The organism is Paenibacillus sp. FSL R10-2771, assembly GCF_038000205.1.
GTDB lineage: Bacteria > Bacillota > Bacilli > Paenibacillales > Paenibacillaceae > Paenibacillus_AQ > Paenibacillus_AQ phytohabitans.
This window is the reverse complement of the sequence record NZ_JBBOBM010000001.1, coordinates 2,110,949-2,132,254: the sequence shown is the minus strand read 5'-3', so window position 1 is coordinate 2,132,254 and position 21,306 is coordinate 2,110,949. Positions and strand designations below refer to the sequence as shown.

General features: G+C 52.0%; 18 protein-coding genes. 5 read left to right on the top strand and 13 right to left on the bottom strand.

Translation table 11 applies throughout. The features are described from left to right. Positions 1–41: 41 nt before the first annotated feature. From NSU14_RS08930 to NSU14_RS08920, 3 genes are all read left to right on the top strand, one after another. A complete protein-coding gene (locus NSU14_RS08930) occupies positions 42–1,631 on the top strand; it encodes a helix-turn-helix domain-containing protein (protein ID WP_042138668.1) in 1,590 nt (529 codons plus the stop codon). A gap of 102 nt (positions 1,632–1,733) precedes the next feature. Then, positions 1,734–2,750 (top strand): ABC transporter substrate-binding protein, encoded by a 1,017-nt coding sequence (locus NSU14_RS08925; RefSeq protein WP_256703803.1) that lies wholly within the window; start codon positions 1,734–1,736, stop codon positions 2,748–2,750. A 147-nt stretch (positions 2,751–2,897) separates the two neighbouring features. Continuing rightward, complete coding sequence (locus tag NSU14_RS08920; protein ID WP_076243372.1) at positions 2,898–3,113, top strand: hypothetical protein; 216 nt, start codon at positions 2,898–2,900, stop codon at positions 3,111–3,113. 13 nt (positions 3,114–3,126) lie between these two features. On the opposite strand, the gene NSU14_RS08915 is transcribed toward NSU14_RS08920, so the two are convergent. The 10 genes from NSU14_RS08915 to NSU14_RS08870 all read right to left on the bottom strand — a co-directional run bounded on the left by NSU14_RS08915 (position 3,127) and on the right by NSU14_RS08870 (position 13,876). After that, positions 3,127–4,224, bottom strand: a complete 1,098-nt coding sequence (locus tag NSU14_RS08915) for a GerAB/ArcD/ProY family transporter (RefSeq protein ID WP_340944254.1) — start codon at positions 4,222–4,224, stop codon at positions 3,127–3,129. Between the two features lie 35 nt (positions 4,225–4,259). After that, a complete protein-coding gene (locus NSU14_RS08910) occupies positions 4,260–5,465 on the bottom strand; it encodes a Ger(x)C family spore germination protein (protein WP_340944251.1) in 1,206 nt (401 codons plus the stop codon). Next, complete coding sequence (locus NSU14_RS08905; RefSeq protein WP_081970067.1) at positions 5,455–7,038, bottom strand: spore germination protein; 1,584 nt, start codon at positions 7,036–7,038, stop codon at positions 5,455–5,457. Before NSU14_RS08905 ends, NSU14_RS08910 begins: the two co-directional genes overlap by 11 nt. 169 nt (positions 7,039–7,207) lie before the next feature. Then, entirely contained in the window at positions 7,208–8,248 is a 1,041-nt protein-coding gene (locus tag NSU14_RS08900) for an NAD(P)/FAD-dependent oxidoreductase (protein WP_042138673.1), read from the bottom strand. A gap of 27 nt (positions 8,249–8,275) precedes the next feature. After that, positions 8,276–9,310: a FecCD family ABC transporter permease gene (locus tag NSU14_RS08895; protein ID WP_042138674.1), complete on the bottom strand. Its 1,035-nt coding sequence runs from the start codon at positions 9,308–9,310 to the stop codon at positions 8,276–8,278. A gap of 2 nt (positions 9,311–9,312) precedes the next feature. Next, positions 9,313–10,371 carry a FecCD family ABC transporter permease gene (locus NSU14_RS08890; protein WP_076243374.1) on the bottom strand — a complete coding sequence of 353 codons (1,059 nt, stop codon included), beginning with the start codon at positions 10,369–10,371 and terminating at the stop codon, positions 9,313–9,315. A 251-nt stretch (positions 10,372–10,622) separates the two neighbouring features. Further along, positions 10,623–10,934: a hypothetical protein gene (locus NSU14_RS08885; protein WP_039300260.1), complete on the bottom strand. Its 312-nt coding sequence runs from the start codon at positions 10,932–10,934 to the stop codon at positions 10,623–10,625. Between the two features lie 122 nt (positions 10,935–11,056). Beyond that, complete coding sequence (locus NSU14_RS08880) at positions 11,057–11,278, bottom strand: hypothetical protein (RefSeq protein ID WP_039300264.1); 222 nt, start codon at positions 11,276–11,278, stop codon at positions 11,057–11,059. Positions 11,279–11,431: 153 nt separating this feature from the next. Then, positions 11,432–13,126: an oleate hydratase gene (locus NSU14_RS08875; RefSeq protein ID WP_336103078.1), complete on the bottom strand. Its 1,695-nt coding sequence runs from the start codon at positions 13,124–13,126 to the stop codon at positions 11,432–11,434. Between the two features lie 135 nt (positions 13,127–13,261). After that, positions 13,262–13,876, bottom strand: a complete 615-nt coding sequence (locus NSU14_RS08870) for a TetR/AcrR family transcriptional regulator C-terminal domain-containing protein (RefSeq protein WP_336103077.1) — start codon at positions 13,874–13,876, stop codon at positions 13,262–13,264. Between the two features lie 152 nt (positions 13,877–14,028). On the opposite strand from NSU14_RS08870, the gene NSU14_RS08865 reads away from it, so the two are divergent. Next, complete coding sequence (locus NSU14_RS08865) at positions 14,029–14,964, top strand: aldo/keto reductase (protein ID WP_336103076.1); 936 nt, start codon at positions 14,029–14,031, stop codon at positions 14,962–14,964. Between the two features lie 12 nt (positions 14,965–14,976). On the opposite strand, the gene NSU14_RS08860 is transcribed toward NSU14_RS08865, so the two are convergent. Further along, positions 14,977–15,705 (bottom strand): metallophosphoesterase family protein, encoded by a 729-nt coding sequence (locus NSU14_RS08860; RefSeq protein ID WP_340944245.1) that lies wholly within the window; start codon positions 15,703–15,705, stop codon positions 14,977–14,979. A 200-nt stretch (positions 15,706–15,905) separates the two neighbouring features. Continuing rightward, a complete protein-coding gene (locus tag NSU14_RS08855) occupies positions 15,906–17,486 on the bottom strand; it encodes a sigma-70 family RNA polymerase sigma factor (protein WP_336103074.1) in 1,581 nt (526 codons plus the stop codon). Positions 17,487–17,795: 309 nt separating this feature from the next. Here NSU14_RS08855 and NSU14_RS08850 point away from each other — a divergent pair, with 309 nt between their 5' ends. Then, a complete protein-coding gene (locus NSU14_RS08850; protein ID WP_340944242.1) occupies positions 17,796–19,973 on the top strand; it encodes a YDG domain-containing protein in 2,178 nt (725 codons plus the stop codon). Positions 19,974–20,337: 364 nt separating this feature from the next. Here NSU14_RS08850 and NSU14_RS08845 read toward each other — a convergent pair whose 3' ends face one another. Beyond that, positions 20,338–20,892, bottom strand: coding sequence for an RNA 2'-phosphotransferase (locus NSU14_RS08845; RefSeq protein ID WP_340944240.1), 555 nt, complete (start codon positions 20,890–20,892; stop codon positions 20,338–20,340). Between the last annotated feature and the right edge of the window lie 414 nt (positions 20,893–21,306).

Below are 21,306 nucleotides of genomic sequence, written 5' to 3'. Positions count from 1 at the left end.
ATTGAGAATGATTATCACCCAAGAAAAGAGTGACTCTGAACATGCATAAACCACCTTCCGGCAGTTCATTGCCTTATCCTCATAGTTTTTATGTCCCGGTGCGGATTGCTGCACTGGACAAAGCCGCTTCTAACCGGGGAAATTCCAGCCCGCCCTTCTCTTCCCTGCTGATTATAGTTACCGGAGGCAGCGCAACGATGGAGTGGGATGGAGCGCTTACCCGTGTGTCCAGCGGCAGTACCTTGTGCTGTGACAGCTCCGCACACATCATCCTGCAGCACAGCCATAACCTGCAGGGGGTGTGGATCGAATATATCACACTCTCCGGCACCAGCCATCCTTCCAGCCCGCTGAACAACGGTGTACCGCTCCGCAGCTGTGCGCCCCGTATTTGCGCGGTGGCGTCGCGGCTGCTGGGCAGCTGGAGCCAGCCGGAAGAGCATCAGCCTTTTGCAGTGCAGCAGCTGTTCACAGAACTGCTCACTGAGCTGTATCACAGCGCTGCTGAGAATACGGAGCCGGCGCTTCATTGGCTGGACCGTGTATTGCAATATATAGAATCCCATTATAATGAGGACTTAACGAGAGGGCAGGCGGCAGAGCTTGCCGGAGTTACCCCGGAGCACTTCTCCCGCGCTTTCCGCAAATCCACCGGTCAGACCTTTAATGAATATGTAACACTGCTGCGCATCCGCAAAGCCCAGCAGCGCATTCTGACAGGAGCCCCGAATCTGAGCACGCTGGCGCTTGAAGTCGGTTATGGTGAAGGCACCTATTTAAGCCGCAAGTTCAAACAGGTCGTGGGTCTTTCTCCTGCAGCCTATCACAGCAAGAATAAATCCGTGGTATCGCTGAACTTCAATCACACGGCCAGCCTGCAGGCGCTTGAGGTTGTTCCCCGGCTCGGAGTATATTCGGCTTGGATGGAGAGCCTGAAGCCTATTCCGTCCAAGCATAAGCTGCTAAATGAAGGAAGCAGCTCCACAGGTCTATATGAACGCTTGTCTTCTGCCCGGCCGGATGTGATTATCAGCTACTCCCTGCCTGACAAGAATAAGCAGCTGATGTCGTTAGCTCCGGTTATTGAAATCCCCTTTATGCAAATGGACTGGCGGGAACAATTCCGGCTGATTGCAGAGGTCACCGGCCGCAGACCACAGGCGGAAGCCTGGCTGAATGTCTATGACGAACAATGCCACGCGGCCAACCAACAGCTCAACCGCCGGATCGGTCCCCGGGGAACCGCAGTCGTCTGGGAGATTGGCAGGGACGCTGCATACTGCTTCAGCAGCAGCTATGGCCACGGATCTCAGATTCTGTATAATGATCTGGGCTTCCGGCCCCCAAGCAGCCTTGTAAGCGAGGGACTCCTCCGCCAAGGTTATCTGGAGGTTGCCTTCAGTGACTTCGCCGGCTACCCCGCGGATCATATATTTATTACCTGCAGCGCCGGAACGGCCGAGATGCGGGAGCCGCTCCGTTCCTTTCTTCATCGTGCAGTACAGCAGAATCAGGCGTCCGCTTCCGGCAGCAGAATCTATTTCCTGAATCAGCCTGCCATGTTCTACGGATTTGATCCGCTCTCTTCCGAAGCCCAGCTCAGGGTGCTCCTGCAGGCGCTGACATCATAAATTTACATAGCCGGACATCACATTCAGCCATAGTGTAAACCGGACAAAATCTGTAAAGTGTTATTGAGAATGATAATCGTTCTACATAAGGAGGCATACATCTTGAAAAAACCGTATTCAAGCTCTAATTCCCGGAAACAATGGATCATCTTCCCGTTGCTGCTGGCACTGACGCTTCTTGCCTCAGCTTGTGGAAACAACACATCCAATAATAGCACCGGTTCTGCTGCTGCTAATGCTACAGAAGCTCCTGCTTCGTCCCCGCAGCCGGAGACTCCAGCCGCAACCGCAGCTCCCGCCTTCAAAACAGTAACAACTGTAAATGGAGATATTGAAGTGCCGACAGCACCGCAGCGGATTGTTGCCGAAGAGTATCTGGGCAGCCTGATTGCTCTGAATACAATCCCCGTGGGTGCTCCCGGACTGACGCTGGAGAATATGTATTTCAAAGAATCACTTACCGGAGTCACCGATACCGGCACTTACGGAAAGATGTCACCGGAGAATATTATCGCCCTGAACCCGGACCTCATCATCTCCGGCAATGCCGACAGCTATGAGACACTGAGCCAGATTGCCCCTACCGTCATTGTGCCGTACGGTGATCTGAAGGATGCTCACGCGGAGCTGACTTATTTCGGCAAGCTGCTCGGCAAAGAAAAGGAAGCTGCGGACTGGCTGGCAGATTATGATAAGCGTATCGCCGCAGCCAAGGCCCGTGTGGATGCAGCGATTCCCGCTGATGCCACCTTCAGCATCCTGGAGCATGCCGACAAGTCCACCTGGGTATATGGGGACAACTTCGGACGGGGCGGACAGCCGGTCTATCAGGCACTGGGACGGAAGCCGCCAACCGAAGTGGCTGCTGAAATAATGGAGAAGCAGTGGGCAGAATTATCCTCCGAGACACTGGGCAAATATGCGGGTGATTATCTCGTTGTGACCGATAATACACAGACTGTAGAAGACTTCCAGGCAGATCCGATCTGGGGCAGCCTGCCTGCTGTCAAGAACGGACACATCTATGTATGGAAAGAAGAACGTTCCTGGTATTATGATCCGATCGCCGTTCTGGCACAGACAGAAGAGCTTGCGGACTGGCTGACTTCGGGGCAATAAATGAATATTCCTGAAGCTGTCTGGGCAGCCTTAACCGGCTCCCGGCAGCTTTTTTTGCTGATTACTCCTTCCATAAATGGAGATAATACCTGTAGCCCGCCTGCCGGAACCGGCAAATCAGCTTGCGGAGCCTAAGGAGCATCGCCCATGAAAATTCTCGCTATTTATGTCCTGTTAGCCGTCATCACCTTGCTAATGCTCACACTGGTTGATGTCTTATCAGGAATCAGCGTGAGTGCATCGTTGCATTCTCTTTCGGTAATCTTTGCCACAACCACACTGCAGGAAACGATCTGTGTGGTGATCTTCCTGGCACTCCCTTTAATCCAGGTTGTCGCCGGCGCCCTCAAACGCAGCCGCTAATCTCCAGCGAAACTTAACGGTATAGGCCGAATCTGCGCCGGATACGGTGAACAAGAAACAGCAGAACAGGAATATACGCACAGAATACCGGCAGGATATTCTCCAGAAAAACCTTCCCTTCACTCATATGCACCGGATAATTCTCTGCACTGACGAAAGAGCTGAACAGCATGACCACCGCCGCCGGAATCACCAGTTTTTGGAAATCGCGGACCTTGAAGAGATCGGCAGTTATGGCCACAGCAGCATAGCAATAAACAGTCATCTTGAAGAACACCCCGATAATGAGTGTAAGCATAACAAGTGCATCCAGACGCTGGATGAAGTTGGCTACATTCACGAGTGTGATGGTGGTAAACATCGGAAAGGTTGTCCGGCTGTAGAGGTTCTCTCCGAGCACTCCCATCTCAATGGCATGGGTGAAGCTAAGCAGACAGGCGCTTAAGGTGATGGCCACGATGCCGGTTTTCTTAATCTTCCTTGATTTGTTAAAGTGCGGAAGTATAGTCGTGAAGCACACGACCTCCCCGAACGGAAAAATCCAAATGTTAGGGTAGGCAGAGCCCAGAGCCTCCCAGAGATCATTGATATGAATTGGAAACAGGTTCTTAAGCTCCACCAGTCCGGCAGCAATGACAATAAAAATACAAATCAATCCCATGACGATTATGATCCAGAAGAAAATCTCCGCCGTTCTGGCGAATACCTCGATTCCCTTACTCAGGATGTACATTACCGCAATAATCATGATGGAATCAATAATAAGAATCGGAGTTTTGTCGTATGAAGCTGAAATTAACAGATCCCCCGCTTCACGCAGATTTCTGGAGCCGTTATAGAGCAGCACCGGGAGAAACAGCAGGCCTACTACCCAGCCTATCCAGGGGCCGAGAATCTTACGGGCATAACCGCTGATGATCAGATCCGGGAACTGCTGATACAGATGTGTAAACACCAGATAAAGCAGAATGCCCCCTGGGAGCGCCATCAGGATGGAGAGCCAGACCGCATGCCCGCTCTCCAGGCCCACGGGTACAACCAGCGCCGTTCCAAGCTCAAACAGCACAATCATCGCAAAAAGCTGACTGGGACCGATCGCTTCTTTTCTCATAAACCTATTCACCTTATTTCTGCATAAAAAGCTGATTATTCGGGAGCAGGGTGATACGGCTTCAGGCTCATTCCGGTACTGCGGATGTACGCCTCCACATGGAGATCCAGCTTCCCTTGAGCGAAGATATGACCCCAATTCTTATCTAGTGAAGCCCAGCCTTGGGGATCGCTGCGCTTCAGTTCATTACCGAAGTTAAAAATATCGCTCTCCATCTGCTGTGCCATCTGCAAGGCCTGCTTCACTTCGTTACCGGTCTGCTTCTGCAGCTCCTGTTCAAGCTTCACAATTTCTTCCCTCTTGCTGAGGTCAACGAACCCATCCGTTTCATTCACAATTCCTTCTTCACTGATACTTACATGAAAGACCGGCAGGCCGTCCTGAATATCAATCTTCACCTTCGTTCTTGAATACACAATATTGACGGCAATTGACTCTTTCTTATCCGCAGAATCAATATTGATTATAGTTTCTTCTATCCGGTTAAGCAGCCACTCCGTACCCCGTGCTTCCGAATCCTTCATCCAGTAGATCAGTTTGCCCTCTCTAAAAGCACCAAGTCCATGCATAACAGTCCCTGCATGTGACACGGTTTGTTCCAGATTGGATTTCTTCATGCCTTCAGAAGCATTCCCTTGAATAGACACTCCATTAATCGTCAGATCCCCTTCGCCCGTTATGCCGTTAATAATATCGAATACGTCGATCGTCCGGTTCTCTCCCCATACTCTCGAGGTATTCTGCGTCTTTTTGACCAGTCCCAAAGAAGGCAGACTTTCTATTGCAGTTAATATCTTCAGAACAGATGCTGCATCGTTGTCGCGGGCAACAAGCACTGCCGAATTGAGTCTGAGCTCATGCGACCGCTCAAAGATGTCAAATACATCGTTAATTCCGCTCCGGGCCAGGGACTCTCCCAGGACAACAAGCTGGGTGTGGGCAAAAAAAAGCTGCCGCGTTGCCCGCTTGGAGGCCTTGCGCAAAGCACCGAAAATTGTACGGTCGGTAGCAGAAACAATCACAATGGAAGGCTCTCCCGCGCTTGCTCCAAAACCTGTAGCTGTTGAGGATGGATTGACCAGCTGAAATGTCACCTTGAATTCATTGGTTTCCGGTACCAGATCTATACCGATGCCGCTGACGATAGCCAGGTCATTCAATTCTCTGCTGTTCCAGCAGCCGCTCAGCATCAGCACAATGACTCCCATAGAAATCACGCGCATAACGCCTTTAATGTTCATAGGAGTTCCTCTTCGCAGTTTTTTTGCCGGGGGCTGTGGAGCTGTTGCCCTTATTCAGCAGCCGTTTGCGGATCTTCATAAAAGTCAGAGGAGAGCGGAGAAAGGTGTCCTTCTGATTCTCGGGCACAAACGGACCCATAGGCGACATATACGGCACTCCGAGAGACCGCAGGCTGCACATGTGGGCAATCAGCATAATTGTAAAGATGGCGATACCGTACAGCCCCATAAAAGCGGCAATGACCATAATTACAAACCGCAGCATCCGGATAGAGAGCGCCATATTGAATGCCGGAGTGGCGAAGCTGGAGATACCTGTAAGCGACACAACAATAACCATTGCCGGGGATACAATTCCCGCCTGAACCGCTGCAGTCCCTAACACCAGACCTCCGATAATAGAAACCGTCTGACCGATCGGAGACGGCATACGTACACCTGCTTCGCGGATGATCTCAAAGGTAACCTCCATCATGACGGCTTCCACGAAAGCAGGAAAAGGTACCCCTTCCCGCTGCGAGGCCAAATTGATCAGCAGCGGTGTCGGAATCATCTCCTGGTGGAAGTTAAGCGCCGCCACGAAGATTGCAGGCCCATATAAAGAGATAAGCAGGCACAGGAACCGCAGCAGCCGGATCAGTGTTGAGATATCATAACGCTGATAGTAATCCTCCACGGTATGAAAGAACATAAAGAAGGTAGTCGGGGCAATCAGTACAAACGGTGTGCCGTCCACAAAGATGGCAATCCTTCCGTCCAGCAGGTTTCCCGCCACACTATCCGGCCGTTCCGTATTATAGAGTGTCGGAAATGGAGAATACTTGTTATCTTCAATAATCTGCTCAATGTAGCCTGATTCCAGAATTGAATCCACCTTGATCTCCTGAAGCTTTTTTTTGAATACCTTGATCGTCTCTTCATCTGCAATCCCATGGATATACATGATGGTGATATCGGTGTGGGTCACATCGCCAAGCTTCATCGTTTCGGTCCAGAGATCGGGATTCTTGATGATTTTGCGGACCAGGGCGATATTGGTACTGATAGTCTCCGTGAAGCTTTCCTTCGAGCCGCGGATCGCCACTTGAGTCGATGCCTCGGATACCGGTCTGACCTCACCGCCGCAGGTGCTCCCGCTCACCGCTTCACCGAGTCCGTCAACCATAATAATCGTGTCCCCCGACAGCAGCGCTTCAAGCAGTCCATTGATATCTTGAACCAGCTTCTCTTTGCCGATGCTTAGCGCATTGTCTTTAATATAGGAATACACTTCGGCTGTTGTTGCTGCGAGTAGTACATCGTCATTCAAAGATTCGAAGGACATCACATGTGAAATGAAATGGTCGACCATTTCTCTGTCCGTAATACCAATCATATATACCGCTGCTACCCGGGCCGTCCGATTGATGAGTTCATAAGTACGTATGATAAGATCCGGGCTGTTCCCCAGCCTGGCTTTGATTTGAGTAATATTCTCTTCCAGATCAGGGGAGATAGGCGGATTGTGGGGTTTCCTGCCAGCGCTGTCCACCGTTTGTGCGGCTTGGCCGGATTCTTTGGTTGTCTTATCCATAATCAGCACCTCCTGCACTTACTATTCGCCCGCTATCCTTTTTTTATGCAGCTTATGGAATGTGTGAGGAACGCGGGGCTAAGCTGCGCCAGAGCAAAGCTTACTCAAAAAAAAAGGCTGCTCCCCGCACGGAATCTTCCGTGTAAGGAACAGCCTGTATGTGTTTAGACTAATGATCATCAACTACGCCAAGCGCCTTGTTCTTCTCCTTAAACCGGTCGTTATGCGAGGAGACATAAGCCACCTTATCCGCTTCAGGGTCCATGTACAGCTTCGCGCTGTTGAGGGCAAGCACCGCATCCGTGAACGTTCCGGCAATCAGTCTTACCTTGCTGTCATAATCTACGAAATCTCCCGCCGCAAAGATACCCGGCAGATTCGTTTCGAGCTTGCCGCTGACCTTGGCCCACCATTCCCCCATGTCCAGTCCCCAATCCTTCAACGGACCGAAATCGCTCTTGAGGCCGTGGTTGACAATAACGGCATCCACTTCAAGCTGCTCACTCTCACCGGATTCGATATGGCTGATCGTAACCTGGTCAATCTGCTCGCCATTGCTGCTGTGCAGCTGGTTAACCGCATAGGGTACACGTACATTCACAGAGGAATCCTTCATGCGAACGATATTCTTCTCATGGCCGCCGAACCGCTCCCGGCGGTGCACGATGGTCACGCTGGCGGCAATCCCCTCCAGTTCATTCGCCCAATCTACAGCGGAGTCGCCACCGCCCGAGATCAGAACCCGCTTGCCGCGGAAGGGCTCCAGCTCCTGCACCGTATAATGCAGGTTCGTCACTTCATAGCGGTCTGCGCCTTCAATCTCCAGCTTCGCCATCTGCAGAATACCGTAACCGATGGTTAGGATAACGGTGCGTGTCCAGTGCTGCTCACCGGTCGCCGAGGTCAGGATGTAAGTCCCGTCCTCCTGGCGCGCCTGATGCACAATCTGCTGTCCGAACACAATGGTGGGATCGAAGGTCCGCGCCTGCTCTGCCAGCTGGTCTATCAGCTTACGGCAGAGCGTCGGTGTAACACCTCCGACATCCCAGATCATTTTCTCGGGATAGATCAGCATCCGTCCGCCCAGCTCTTCCTTCGCTTCAATCAGCTTCGTCTTCAAATCTCTCATTCCGCTATAAAAAGCCGTATACATACCTGCGGGGCCACCGCCAATTATCGTTACATCATATAATTCCATGGATTCGTTCATTTGTTTCCCTCCAGCTTCTAGGTGTATTTAAGATTTGGTCCGGGCCAGCAAATACAGAAAGTAAGGAGCGCCGATAACGGCAACAACGATACCGGTAGGTATCTCAGACGGCTGCAGAATCCGGCGGCCGATCGTATCGGCAGTGATGACGAGCAGCGCGCCGAGCAGCGCTGAAGCGGGAAGCATCAGCTGATGCTTCGGTCCCACGAGCCTTCTGGCCAGATGCGGGCCGACCAGTCCGACGAAGCCAATCCCGCCGCTTACCGCTACGCTTGAAGCGGCAAGTCCGACCGCCGCTGCCAACAGGCGGAACTGCTCCCTGGTGACATGGGCACCCAGACCGGTAGCCGTCTGCTCGCCCAGATTCAGCACATTCATGACCCTTGCCTTATAGATGACGTAGGGCAGGAGAATCACAATCCAGGGAAGCAGGGACAATACAAATTTCCAGCTGGTGCCCCAGATGCTGCCCGCAAGCCACGTGGCGACGAATTGATATTTGTCCGGATCTAGGCGAAGCGTCAGCACAATCATCGCTGCACTCATCCCAGCCGCAACTGCGACACCGGTGAGCAGCAGACGGATCGGTGCAATTCCCTGATGCCGCTTATAGGCCAGGCTGTAGATCAGTGCGGCAGTAAATGCCGCCCCGACAAACGCAACTACCGGCAGCAGATAGACAGGTGCCGCAGAGGTCGTCGGATAGAAGGACACCATCAGCATAACCATCAGCCCGGCTCCGGCATTAATGCCCAGGATTCCCGGATCGGCCAGATCATTGCGGAAGACCCCCTGCATCACCGCTCCGGAAACTGCCAGTGCAGCTCCAATCAGAATGGAAATTACAATACGCGGCAAGCGGAATTGGAACAGAATCAATTCCTGCTTGTCCGTCCCCTTGCCGAACAGCGTATTCAGCAGCTCTAGCGGAGTTAAACGTATGTATCCTGTATTCACACTTATAATGAACATGATAATAATCAGTACAGCCAGAACGCTAAGTACAGTCAGGCCATGCTTACGCCTTGTTTCTTCGAAGGAAACCACTCTGGTTCTCTGCATCTTTACAGCTCCCTTCTTTCTTTGCGGGCCAGATACAGGAAGAATGGAACCCCGATCAGCGCTATAATTGCTCCTACTGGCGTTTCATGCGGCGGGTTGATCATCCGGGCAGTCAGATCCGCCCCTACCACGAGCAATGCACCCAGCACGGCGGAGCAGGGAATAATCCATCTGTAATCCACACCTACAAGATAACGTGTCAGATGGGGAATAATCAGCCCGACAAACCCTACCGCTCCTACTACAGCCACCGAAGCGCCAGCCAGAATCAGGACGACTAAGGCCCCGGCCAATTTGACCAGACCGGTTCGCTGTCCCAGTCCTCTGGCGATATCTTCCCCCAGACTGAGCATCGTAATGGAACGGGACAGGATAATCGCCCCGATGAGTGCCGCAATCACCCAGGGAGACATGACCTGAAGCTGGAACCATTTCGTTCCGGCCAAGCCGCCTGCATACCAGAAGGCGAGGTCTTGTCCGATTTTGAAATACAGCGCCACGCCTTCACTGAGCGCCGAGAGCAGCGCACTGAAGGCGGCTCCGGCCAGTACCAGCCGGGCGGGGGTAAGTCCGCCTTTGGCCAGTGAACCGATGCCATAGACGATACCTGCTCCCGCTCCGGCCCCGATGAAGGAATATAGAATAAGATACATAAACGATAAATTCGGAAAAAAAGCAAAGCAGACGGCCAGCGCAAAACCCGCCCCCGAGTTAATGCCCATCAGCCCCGAATCCGCAAGCGGATTGCGGGTCATTCCCTGCATGATCGCTCCCGCCACTGCGAAGCTGGCTCCGACCATCACGCCGCCGAGAACCCGCGGAAGCCTGAGCTCGCGGATAATCTGATGCTCTGTAAGTTCCGGATTGAAGTGAAAAACTGCTGTCCACACGACAGAAAGCTTAATATCTGCTGCCCCAAACGATACTGAAACAGCGATGCCCAGCGCCAGCGCAATCAAACCGCCAATAAGGATCAGCGTTGCCGCCCAAGGGCGCGAACGTAGTTTGAGCGGTTCTGCTCTCTGATCAAGCCCATTCCTGGACACTGCCTGTTGATTCATGACTGTCACCCGTTTTCCATGAAATTGATTCTCATTATCATTGTAATATTGTAAATGAATTTGTCACTGTTTGGCAATGGACAAATATAAACCTGTACATAGAAAGTCTCTAATCATCCATTTCGCGGAGGATATCCGGCATGAAAAAAGACAACCTGTATCCTGATTACATCCGCAGGGGATGTATCTGGAGAGTCAGGTTGCCTTGTTCCATTGCTGCTGAATAGGCGGAAATGTCCGGGGCTTTCGCACTATACATTCTGAAGCGTACCGCCGAATAGTCTGCGGATATATCCCTGCAGCTTGCCGATATGTGGCACGAAGGTGCTTTTGTCATACACATAATTAGACTGGCTGACCAGCTGTGAATAGATCAGAAACAGAATAGCTGCGAGCTCGCGGTCAATCTGCTTCTCATGCTCGATCAGCAGATACGTTTCATCCAGCGCCTCGTATAGCTGAAGCAGGGCAGCTTCATTAATGATTTTGCGGCGCAGCGGTACAATGATATCCGTGGCAATAGCGTCAATCCGCAGAATTAAGGCTGCCAGTCTCTCGTTCACGCGGTTCCCCTCCTGCTGTGACTGAATGGTTAAAGCGCTTGCTTAATACCATCCTATGTCAGCCGGAGCTTGAGCATGCCTTGAGCGGCCGGAACCCATTCTGCTTATCTATGTAATTCTTCTTACCTTGTGTATTCCTCGTACTCATCTTTCTGGTTATGCCTCGAATACATGTACTCATCGTTCTTCAGCTTGTACATCTGCCCCATCCCGCCAAATATGAACAGCAGTACTACAAGCAGTGTGTAGGCATAAGTGAATTGATTGAAGTAGAAGCAAAGCACAACTGCCGCTATAATCAGCAGCAGCAGTCCGAGGCCTATACGGCTTAAGATTTTTCTCATCAGGGGTTCCTCCGCAGAAATTTTAGTCTTACTGTACCATGTTCTGCGGGAGGAATATGTCGAAAGCTGGCACTATACAAACAGGGGATGTCCCGGGCAGCCGCTTCCCGGCTCCGGTACATCCCCCTGCTATATGTTATGCTTTTACACCTTTTATAGTAATTTGGAGATCACCGTTCCGGCCAGCAGCTGTCCGAGCGTCTTATCCAGCGGCAGCGGCTTGTTGCCGAGGCAGGTTCTGAGCGCGGTCAGCAGCACCCGGACATCATATTTACTCGGATGGACAGGAATCACTTCTTTTTCCAGCGCCAAAAGATTGTATACTGCCATCATCGCGGACCGGACCGAATATTCCACGGTAAAGACGCAGTCGTCCGGAACTTCGGCAAACTGGCCGAGGAAGGCCAGATTGGTGCTGCCCTGCGGAACCACCTGCGGGCGGTCTCCTGCGACACGCGGCATGAACTGTGAAGTGATATAAGGCATCATACAAGGAATAACATTGGTCGTATGCTCCAGAATCTCCGGAATGCGGGTCTTCAGACCGATATGGTACATCAGCTCCTCCAGAAGCTCGCGTCCGCTGCAGTCACTCATTTTCTTCTTGATATAGTCGCCTTCGGCATCCGGGAATAATCCGTAGGCCCAGAGCACCTTCACATTCTCAGGCTGGTTAATGAAATGCGGCTGCTTCGGTGCGGTCCAGGACATCATCCAGCTGGAGTCTTTGATGGTCACAACGCCGCCCATACCGGGAGCATCCCCGGTCAGCTCAAGCAGATACGGGAATACAATATCGTCATCGGTAAAGGTCATCGTAAACGACAGCCACTTGGACTTGTCGATGTCCCCGCAGAATACTTCCGGGTGGCCGAAATCCGGAGATTTCGCGGCAAGCTTCTCCCAGAGGCTCCAGCAGCCGCGCTCCGTAACAGAGCGGTTCAGAACCGCCGGATGGTCCAGATCGCCCAGGGTCGAGTTCTCTGTCATCGAGCCATTGGTGACCATAACCAGATCTCCGCGTGCTGTTGAGAGGGTCTTTGGCTCTCCGTTCACGAGCAGCTGGATAGCGGTTACTGTTTTCTCTCCGCCTGTGAAATCAAGCTCCAGATCTGTTACCTGATGGCCTTTGTCAAAATTGACCCCCTGGCTTTCCAGCCATTTCATCAGAGGAAGAATCAGTGAATCGAACTGGTTATATTCGGTATGCAGGATTCCCTTCAGCTGGTTCATCCCGGAGATCAGGTGCATAAAGCGCTCCATGTAACGCTTCACTTCAACTACACTATGCCAATTCTCGAAGGCGAACATCGAGCGCCAGAAATACCAGAAATTCGTCTCCAGGAAAGTCGGGTCAAAAAACTGCTCAATCGTCACCGCTCCGAGTCTTTCTTCGGTCGCCAGGGTCAGCTTGCCCAATTGCAGCGCATGCGCAGTGGAGAGTCCCAGCGTTGAGAAATCGGCGGGCTGCCCTTCCTTTTCTACCAGACGGCAGTGGGATTCGATCGGTTCTGCCAGATTCAGCTCACGGAATTCATCCAGCACCGTCCGGTCCGGATTGGTTAATGAGGGAATGAAGCCGAACAGCTCCATGAAGCATTCAAAGTGCTCTTCGATCTCGCGTCCGCCGCGGGCGCTGTAGCCGTCCTTCGCATTCCCCGCCCCGTCCATCGAGCCGCCATAGACTGCTGATTGCTCAAGGATATGAATATTCCGTCCCGGCATATGGCCGTCACGGATCAGGAAAGCGGCTGCCGACAACGAGCCGATCCCCCCTCCTACCAGATATGCCTTACGTGAAGCGATGCCTTCCTGTACCAGCGGATGAATTCTTTGATATGTACCCATATGTCCTCTTCCTTCCATGATCAGGGGATAAGTGCCTGCTAACTGCCTTCACTATACCCACCGTGAACATTGAATTCTATGGACAGCTTGGCGCAACTGTACAGGGATTACACATCTGCCGCAGATTGTGTCATTTCACTGGGCCGGATGGGCGGCGGCAGCCTGATAGTGTTCCAGGCCCCGGGCGATGCTTCCTTCCATAATCCGGGCTACCTTCTCCACCATTTCGGCCGGGTCGGTATTTGCCCCTGCTTTGAGCCAATGGATCACTTGTTCAAGGATAGCCAGTGTGTAGAAATCGGCAATGTCCTCCCTGGCCTGGCTTCTCCCCTGTTCCGGAATCTGCTCTTGTCCTTCACGGGCCCGCTCCTGCCCGTCCAGTTCTTCCACCACCCTGATCATGACGCCATAAATAACTCCGTACAGAAACTGCTCCAGATGCTCGCGTCCAAGTGAATGAAAGGTGTTCAGACAGATGGTTTTGTTGCTCACGGTGTACCGCAGGACACTTAGGAATCCCTGCTTCCAGCCGGCACAGCAGCGGTAGGGCTCCAGATCTTCAATTACCTCTGACCTGTAGACCCAGCCGAGCAGCTCGTAGATATCCTGAAAATGATTATAAAAGGTATGCCGGGTCACGCCGCAATCCGCTGTAAGCTGCTGGATCGTAATCTTGTTCAGCGGCCTTGCGAGCATGAGTTTTTTGAGTGACCGGGCTAAAGCGTTCTTGGTTAAAAGTGAATTGGACATTACTTCCCCCTTACTGCAGTAGAAACTTAACCTGATTTCTGGATTTACTGCATTGCTTAATAGGCTTCAAGGTTCTACAATACGGTGTATATGTTCCAATTATAACCAATTAAGAGCAGGTTTTCATAATAACCTTACGGGAGTGGATACGCTTGAATACAAGAAGGTACGGCAATACGGGAAAGACTGTGTCGGAGGTTGGCTTCGGTGCCTGGCAGCTGGGGAATAAGAAGGATTGGGAGGCTATGGAGGATCGTGCAGCGGTCTCTCTGGTGCATGAAGCGCTGGAGCGCGGGATGAATTTCTTCGATACCGCCCCGGGTTACGGGCACGGTACCAGTGAAACCCTGCTCGGGACCGCCTTATCCGGCAGACGCTCCAGCGCTGTGATCAACACCAAATTCGGCCACGGGGCGGATGGCAGCACCTGCTTTGATGCGGACCACATCCGTGCCTCCGTCGAAGGCAGCTTACAGCGTCTGCAGACGGATTATGTGGATTCCGTGCTGATTCATAATCCGCCTTTTGAGCTGCTGGACGGGAAATACGGCCACTACCACGAACTGGACAAGCTAAAAGCCGAAGGAAAGATTCTCTCTTACGGGGTTTCGGTCGATTCCGTGCCGGAAATGCTGGAGGTCATCCGCCATACGGATATCGGCGTTATGGAGGTTATGTTCAATATCTTTTACCAGGAAACGGCGGAAGCTTTCAAGCTGGCCCATGAGAAAAACATAGCGATCATCGTCAAGGTCCCTCTGGACTCCGGCTGGCTCTCCGGCAAATATGACAGCAGCAGCACCTTCGAAGGGGTAAGAAGCCGCTGGTCGCCGGAGGTGATCGCGAAACGCGCCGCCCTGGTGGATCGCATCCGGTTCATAACGGACGAAGAGACGACCATGACTATGGCTGCCCTGCGCTTCATCCTTGCTCATCCGGAGGTCACCACCGTTATTCCCGGAGTACGCAGCAGCGCACAGCTGGCCGAGAATATATCCGCAAGCCGCGAGGTGATGCCGGCGGAGCATGTGGTAAAGCTGAAGGAGCTGTGGGACAAGGAGATCCGGGATCAGCAGCTGGGCTGGTAATCGGGGCTGCAGTTATTCCTTTTCGCCAAGCCGGACTGAATAGGTCTTGTACCCGTCTTCATTAATCTCCAGACAGTTCAGCTGCTCTCCATATACACAGCCGCCGTCGATGCCAATCTTGTCTCCGTGCGGACTGAACCAGACTCCTGCCCCGTCCTGCAAATCTACCGTGGAGGTATGGCCGAATACGACCGTCTTCACGGTAGAGGTTACCGGATGATTGTAGAACGGCTCGCGGATCCAGATGAAATCATACTCCCGCTGGCTTGTCCAGTCGGCAAGGGAAGGTTCAATTCCTGCGTGAACGAACACATGAGTGTCCGTTTCATAATAGAAAGGCAGCGTACCCAGGAAATCCAGATGCTCCTGATACTCACGGCGCATATATTCCTTCATCTCCGCATACTCCTTCCAGCCTGAATCCGGGCGCAGCAGGACCGAATCGCGGCCTCCGCAATAACTCAGCAGGGTATGAAATCCCCCATTGGTAATCCAGTGGGTATCGCGCTTGTCATCCTCACCCGCCAGCGCATCACACGCCATCTGATCATGATTGCCCCGCAGTACGACAACACCGTGCTCCTCCGCAAGACGTTTCACCTGCTCAACCACCGCCCTGCTGTCCGGCCCCCGGTCCACATAATCGCCGAGCAGAATTAACTGGTCTTCGGAGGGGATATAGTTGGCTCTGCGGAGCAGCAGGTTGAATTCCTCCACGCATCCATGAATGTCACTGATCACTAATGTTCTGATACTCGTTCCCTCCTCCTCTTCTTAAGATACTTACACTCAGAATATTAATTATACTGATAAAACCGGATTTCCGCACGGACCGGCTGCTGAAAACCGGTAGTAAGCAGTTATGATACAGCGGCCTGCAGAAAAAAGAGGCTATCCCGTTCAGCCGGGAAACCTCTTCATCCAATACTATTCGCTCTGTGTTACGTTCTGACCTGCACCGGTAATTCAGCAGCGCTGTCCCAGCGCCAAGGCACCTCATGTCCCTGCAGATGCAGCCCGCCGTACCATTCATCTACACCTTGCATGCTCACTCTATCCGCTGTTCCGGCCAATACCCGCTCCCCCAGCTCTGACAGAATAACTGTACGCTTCAGGAATTCCGGTACTTCTCTGTAATCTGTAATTTCTGCCGTACCCTCAATAATAAGGAGAGGATGCTCTCCAGCCGTCAGCGTGCGAAGAACCTTCCAGTATTCCACATCTCCCATTCCCAGCCGGTGCAGTGCATCTGTAACTTGACGGAACAGCTTCAGAGGCGTATCTGCCCCGCCAGCCGCAGCCTCAAGCGTTGTCTGTTCGACAATACCAAGACCGTTATAAACGGAAGGCAGACGCGAGAGATGAAGCTTGAAGGCGTCATAGGCAAAAGAAAACGCGGATTTGGACAGCTCGGGCTTACTCTCCTCCAGGAGCTGTGCCAGCTGCCGGGGATCTGGAGATGCATATGCCTGCCATAGCCTGCTCCCAAGCTGCAGCTCCTCCGTGCCGATATTCTGCCAGGTTCCGGACAAGGTCTGAAGCTGTTCTGCCGTAAGCTGGCCCAGGCCATGGAACAGCTCAATTCCGGGAAATCCCCCGATGCAGAGCAGACTCAGCTTCGTGCTGCCCAGCTTCCGGTTGCTGAACCAGTGCAGCAGGTAGGCCAGCATACTCTGGTCGAACAGATCATGCTCAAACCACAGGACCACTTCATCATAACGGTGGAATCCGCTGAGCATGCGTTCCTGCTCCTCACAGCCCTTCATATATTCTTCTGCCGGAATTCCCAGTGTGGCCTGAAGAACCTCTGCCCGCAGCTGCCGTTTCTCCTGTGCCGCCGGATCCATGAATATCGGACCCGCCGTGTAGATTTCTCTCCATACCAGCACATCCCCTTGGACAATCCCCTGCTTCAGCTTATCTCCAACGAAATCACCGTTCACAATATGCAGCATACGCTGTCCTCCCTCTTGTAACAGATTAAATGCGGCCGCAAGATCTGCCACAGGAAAAGCCCCCTTCAGCTTGCGTCTGCCGTCATACAGCCTTTTCTTCAGCGTTCCGGCCGGAATGCCCAAATAAACGGAAATCTCCTGAAGCGAATAGCCATAGAAGTAGAACAGCTGCAGCGGTAACCGCAGCCTGGCGGACAATTCTGCCACCGAGCTATGCAGCACCTGTGTCCATTCTCTGCGTTCGGCAATTTCCTCAACACCCGGAGAAGACACGGCGACATGCTCTGCTGCCTCTAGAGGCAGCAGTGTTTGGCGCCTGCGCCGCAGCAGCCGGTGGCACTGCCTGACCACAATGGTTCTGAACCAGCCCGGAAACGCCGCCGGCTCCTGCAGACTCCCAAGGTTCATATACGCCTCGATGAGGGCCTCCTGTACCGCGTCTTCCGCCAGCTGAACATCTCCCAGCATATTGTAAGATACTACGTAAGCCATCCCCCGGACATGCTCTGTCAGCTGCCTGAAAGCTCCGGCGTCCCCCTTCTGTGCTTCTTCAATCCACTGCAGCATACGCCTGCGAACCTCATTTCTGTATTTTCATCTGTTCTAAGGATAAGTGCCATTCCGCGCGGAAAAGGTTACAAAATATTGTTCATGATCCGGGTTAGCCTATCTATGCTACACGATTATATTTTATTGACCAGTGTCAGGTTTATATTTCGATAAATTAAATTTATACAAATTAATTTTATTCTAATTAATTTTTAACAATGTGTGATACTATTATTTCATTTAGCAAATCTTGGAGGCCGGGAGGATATTCAAGCGATAACACTCGCCTATTCATCGGAGACAATACAAATTTCAGGAGGCATAACATTGAACCCTAAACCCGGCAGGCTTCTTCTCTCCACACTAATGATAGTTACCGCACTTTATTCTTCTTCGGCTGGAACAGCTTTTGGCGCGGCAGTACCTTCATTAACAGGCATCACAGGCCACTGGGCTCAGAACGAAGTGACGGACTGGGTTGAAAAAGGGTTCATTCAGGGATACACCGACGGCAGCTTCAAGCCGGATAACAGTCTGAAAAGAACCGAATTCATGGCGCTGATTAATCGAGCGTTTGGATTCACTGAAACGGCGGCTGTCTCTTATACGGATCTGTCTTCAAGCAACTGGGCCTACGCTGAGGTTGCCAAAGCAGTCAAAGCCGGATATATCAACGGGTATTCAGATGGCACAATCGGTACAGGCAAGACCATCAGCAGACAGGAAGCCGCAGTGATCATCAACCGGTTATTGAAGCTGGATGCAGCCCGGACCAGCGCTCTTTTCAGCGATTCCAAGGATATTGCCGCCTGGGCTCTCGGCTCGGTTAATGCAGTAGCCTCTGCAGGAATCATGAAAGGGTATTCCGAAGATAACAGCTTCAAGCCCGGCAGGGATATTACACGCGCGGAAGCAGTAGTGTCCTTAACACGGACCAAGGCCATTGAGGCTGCTCCGGCCAGTACACCGGATAATACCGGCACGGTCACCCCTTCGGCAACTGCCTCACCGGCAGCCAGTCCAACCGCTTCACCGACTGCTACACCTCCACCTGTCCGGAACCCCGATATTCCTTCTGTTCCAACGGCCACACCTGAACCTGTCTCCACACCTACAGCAGCGCCAGAACCGGAAGCTACAGCAACACCAGAACCTACAGCGACTCCGGCTGCGACTCCCGATCCGGCAGATACGACAGCCCCGATCCTAACAGGTGTAACTCTTGGAGCGGTTACTGTAGGAGAGAATGTATACGGGACAAGTAACGAAGCGGGTTATTTGTATCTGGTTCCTTCCACTGTAGCAGTGACCCCGGCGGGTCTGGAAGATTCCGTCCAAGCTGCGCACGGGACAAAGCTGGCGGTAAGCGCCTCTGTCTACTCCCCGCTGAACACGCAGGGTCTGCCAGCAGATCATTATATCGTGTATGCTGTAGATGGCGCCGGCAATATTTCGGTTCCTTCGAGCCTTATTGAGGTTAAAGCCATTGAGTTGACCCTGGATGCTCCGGTCTCACTGACGGAATCCAAAACCTATGATGGTACCTCCACCGCAGCGGTAACCGCAAGTCCTCTGCTCGGCGTGCTGAGCGGTGACGTGGTAGAAGTGAATGCCTCCGCTTCTTACAGCAGCGCGGCGCTTGGGGTTAACAAGACTATAACTGTTGTCTATACCATAAGCGGAGCCCAGGCAGCCAGCTATATTGCTCCAGCCCCATACACCGTCCATACGGGAATTATCTCGCTGAATCAATTGACTCTCGGTGCCCCGGAACTGACATTGGCGAAGTTCAAGGACGGAACAACCACAGCAGCTGTGACCCCTGGTCAGCTCATTGGAGTAATCCCCGGGGAAGATGTCAGTGCGATCGCTGTTGCCAATTATGATACCTCTGCAGTAGGTACGAACAAAACCATAACTGTAGTCTATACACTCAGCGGATCAGATGCCGGAAATTATATTGCACCTGCGAACTACGTCGTGAACACAGGTGAAATTGACCGGGATCAGATCACACGCTCCAGAGTCTATGATGGAACTACTGCGGCGGTAGTGGTTGCTGGTGCTGTGACCGGAATCGAACCTGGTGATATCGTCACAGTAGAAGGTATTGGTGAATACAGCGATGTCAACGTGGGTACGAATAAAATCATAACTATTTCGTACATTTTAACAGGTCCAGACGCTGGCAATTATCTCCCGCCTGTTAGCTACACCATAAGCACGGGGATTATCACCGCCTTGCAGTTAGACATTACCCCGCCAGCCATCACGGAGTCCAAGCTCTTTGACGGAACGCTATCAGCGCAAGTCACTCCAGGCACTCTGATTGGAGTCCTTCCGGGGGATGATGTAACGGTCAGCGCAACGGCGGCCTACAGTGACGCTGCTGTGGGCAGCGGCAAAATCATCACCGTAGTCTACACCTTATCCGGGGAGGATGCCGCGAACTATTTGGCACCAGGGAATTATATGATATCCACAGGTGTGATTGTAGCGCCTTAGGCAGAGATATTATGAACACTTGTTAAAAGATAAAAGCGTCCCGCGAGCCGTGAACAGGCTGCCTGGGGCGCTTTTTGATGTTGGGAGTAGTAAATCGCTTGCCCGATGGTTTGCAGTGACCCAATTACGGTATATGCCTGGGAGTTGGGAGTATGGTATATGCTTGCTTAATTGCACTCTGTACAACTAAATTGTCTGATTTACAACCGATTCTTCGTTTAGTTGTATTTCGTACAATTAAACTGCCTGTGTAGATTGCTTATCACCTATTCGGGCAGATTTAGTTGTACAGATTACAGTTATTTGATGCAGGTATCCCTTTTCGCTATTTTTAATTGTACATTCTACAACTATCAATGAATTATTACTCGGAACTGAATACATCCTTTGCAATGAATTCAGGCGGAATGTAGTCTGCTAACCAGATATTATGATTGCCGTGGTAAAACTTAATCCCTTCGTTCGCTGCCCGCCCGGCGTCAATTGTTAAGATCACAGGATTGGGATCTTTCCGGCCTCCAACCAGCTTTGCTGTTTCCGTATCCACCGAGAAATGAACATACTGTCTCTTCATTGGTTTAAGCCCATCAGCCAGAATCGTCTCCACCCATTGCCTGGCTGTCCCATGGTACAGAACGGGGGGTGGGGTTTCATTCTGCTTAATTATCTTTTGAGGCACAGAGTGACCATATAGCGCCCTTATCCTGCCCTCCACAATCTCATGCCGCTGTTTAGCCGAACCCTCTATCATCTTAGCCAGATCATCTGCAGTTACTGAATTCCATTGTTGCTCAAGGTGCAATGCATTTAATAGCTGCTCCATCTCTACAAAGCCCTCATCATCTAATTCCAGTTCATATTCCCAAGGCGCGTGACGCAGTGCATATGAAACCTCTTTGCTGAGCTTCGAATAATCCATATCAGACCTCCTTACCAAAACGCCTCATAGGCGTCAAAGTAACATATATGATTATGAGTTTATCATATGTAACGCTGCCAACATAATAATACGCATGGCCATATGTGATCCTTCATCCGGCGAGGAGGACTGAAATTCCGCTATTTCAGCTAATCAGGCAGATTTGCGGAGCACGCGGACTCAGAATCCGTTATGTCTGCTGTAAGCAAGTAGCTCTAGCCAACATTTTGGGCGGTGGAGGCAGAAGTTAGCTGATATTGATGACGGGGGCGGCTTAATAGAGAGATGGCTGTGACATCAGCGGAACAGGGACAGTTACATTAGCCGTGGCAGTGACTGTTGTGGCAGCCGTGACATCAGCGGCGAGAATGACTGGCGGTGGCGGTGGAGCAAAGGCGAACGTAGCGGTGGCGG

What these genes read in the sequence shown, in the direction of transcription:
- NSU14_RS08855 (WP_336103074.1), bottom strand. Translation starts at nt 17,486, where the DNA reads ATGCTGCAGTGGATTGAAGAAGCACAGAAGGGGGACGCCGGAGCTTTC.
- NSU14_RS08845 (WP_340944240.1), bottom strand. Translation starts at nt 20,892, where the DNA reads ATGGATTATTCGAAGCTCAGCAAAGAGGTTTCATATGCACTGCGTCAC.
- NSU14_RS08870 (WP_336103077.1), bottom strand. Translation starts at nt 13,876, where the DNA reads ATGTCCAATTCACTTTTAACCAAGAACGCTTTAGCCCGGTCACTCAAA.
- NSU14_RS08895 (WP_042138674.1), bottom strand. Translation starts at nt 9,310, where the DNA reads ATGCAGAGAACCAGAGTGGTTTCCTTCGAAGAAACAAGGCGTAAGCAT.
- NSU14_RS08910 (WP_340944251.1), bottom strand. Translation starts at nt 5,465, where the DNA reads ATGAACATTAAAGGCGTTATGCGCGTGATTTCTATGGGAGTCATTGTG.
- NSU14_RS08900 (WP_042138673.1), bottom strand. Translation starts at nt 8,248, where the DNA reads ATGAACGAATCCATGGAATTATATGATGTAACGATAATTGGCGGTGGC.
- NSU14_RS08920 (WP_076243372.1), top strand. Translation starts at nt 2,898, where the DNA reads ATGAAAATTCTCGCTATTTATGTCCTGTTAGCCGTCATCACCTTGCTA.
- NSU14_RS08875 (WP_336103078.1), bottom strand. Translation starts at nt 13,126, where the DNA reads ATGGGTACATATCAAAGAATTCATCCGCTGGTACAGGAAGGCATCGCT.
- NSU14_RS08930 (WP_042138668.1), top strand. Translation starts at nt 42, where the DNA reads ATGCATAAACCACCTTCCGGCAGTTCATTGCCTTATCCTCATAGTTTT.
- NSU14_RS08915 (WP_340944254.1), bottom strand. Translation starts at nt 4,224, where the DNA reads ATGAGAAAAGAAGCGATCGGTCCCAGTCAGCTTTTTGCGATGATTGTG.
- NSU14_RS08890 (WP_076243374.1), bottom strand. Translation starts at nt 10,371, where the DNA reads ATGAATCAACAGGCAGTGTCCAGGAATGGGCTTGATCAGAGAGCAGAA.
- NSU14_RS08880 (WP_039300264.1), bottom strand. Translation starts at nt 11,278, where the DNA reads ATGAGAAAAATCTTAAGCCGTATAGGCCTCGGACTGCTGCTGCTGATT.
- NSU14_RS08905 (WP_081970067.1), bottom strand. Translation starts at nt 7,038, where the DNA reads ATGGATAAGACAACCAAAGAATCCGGCCAAGCCGCACAAACGGTGGAC.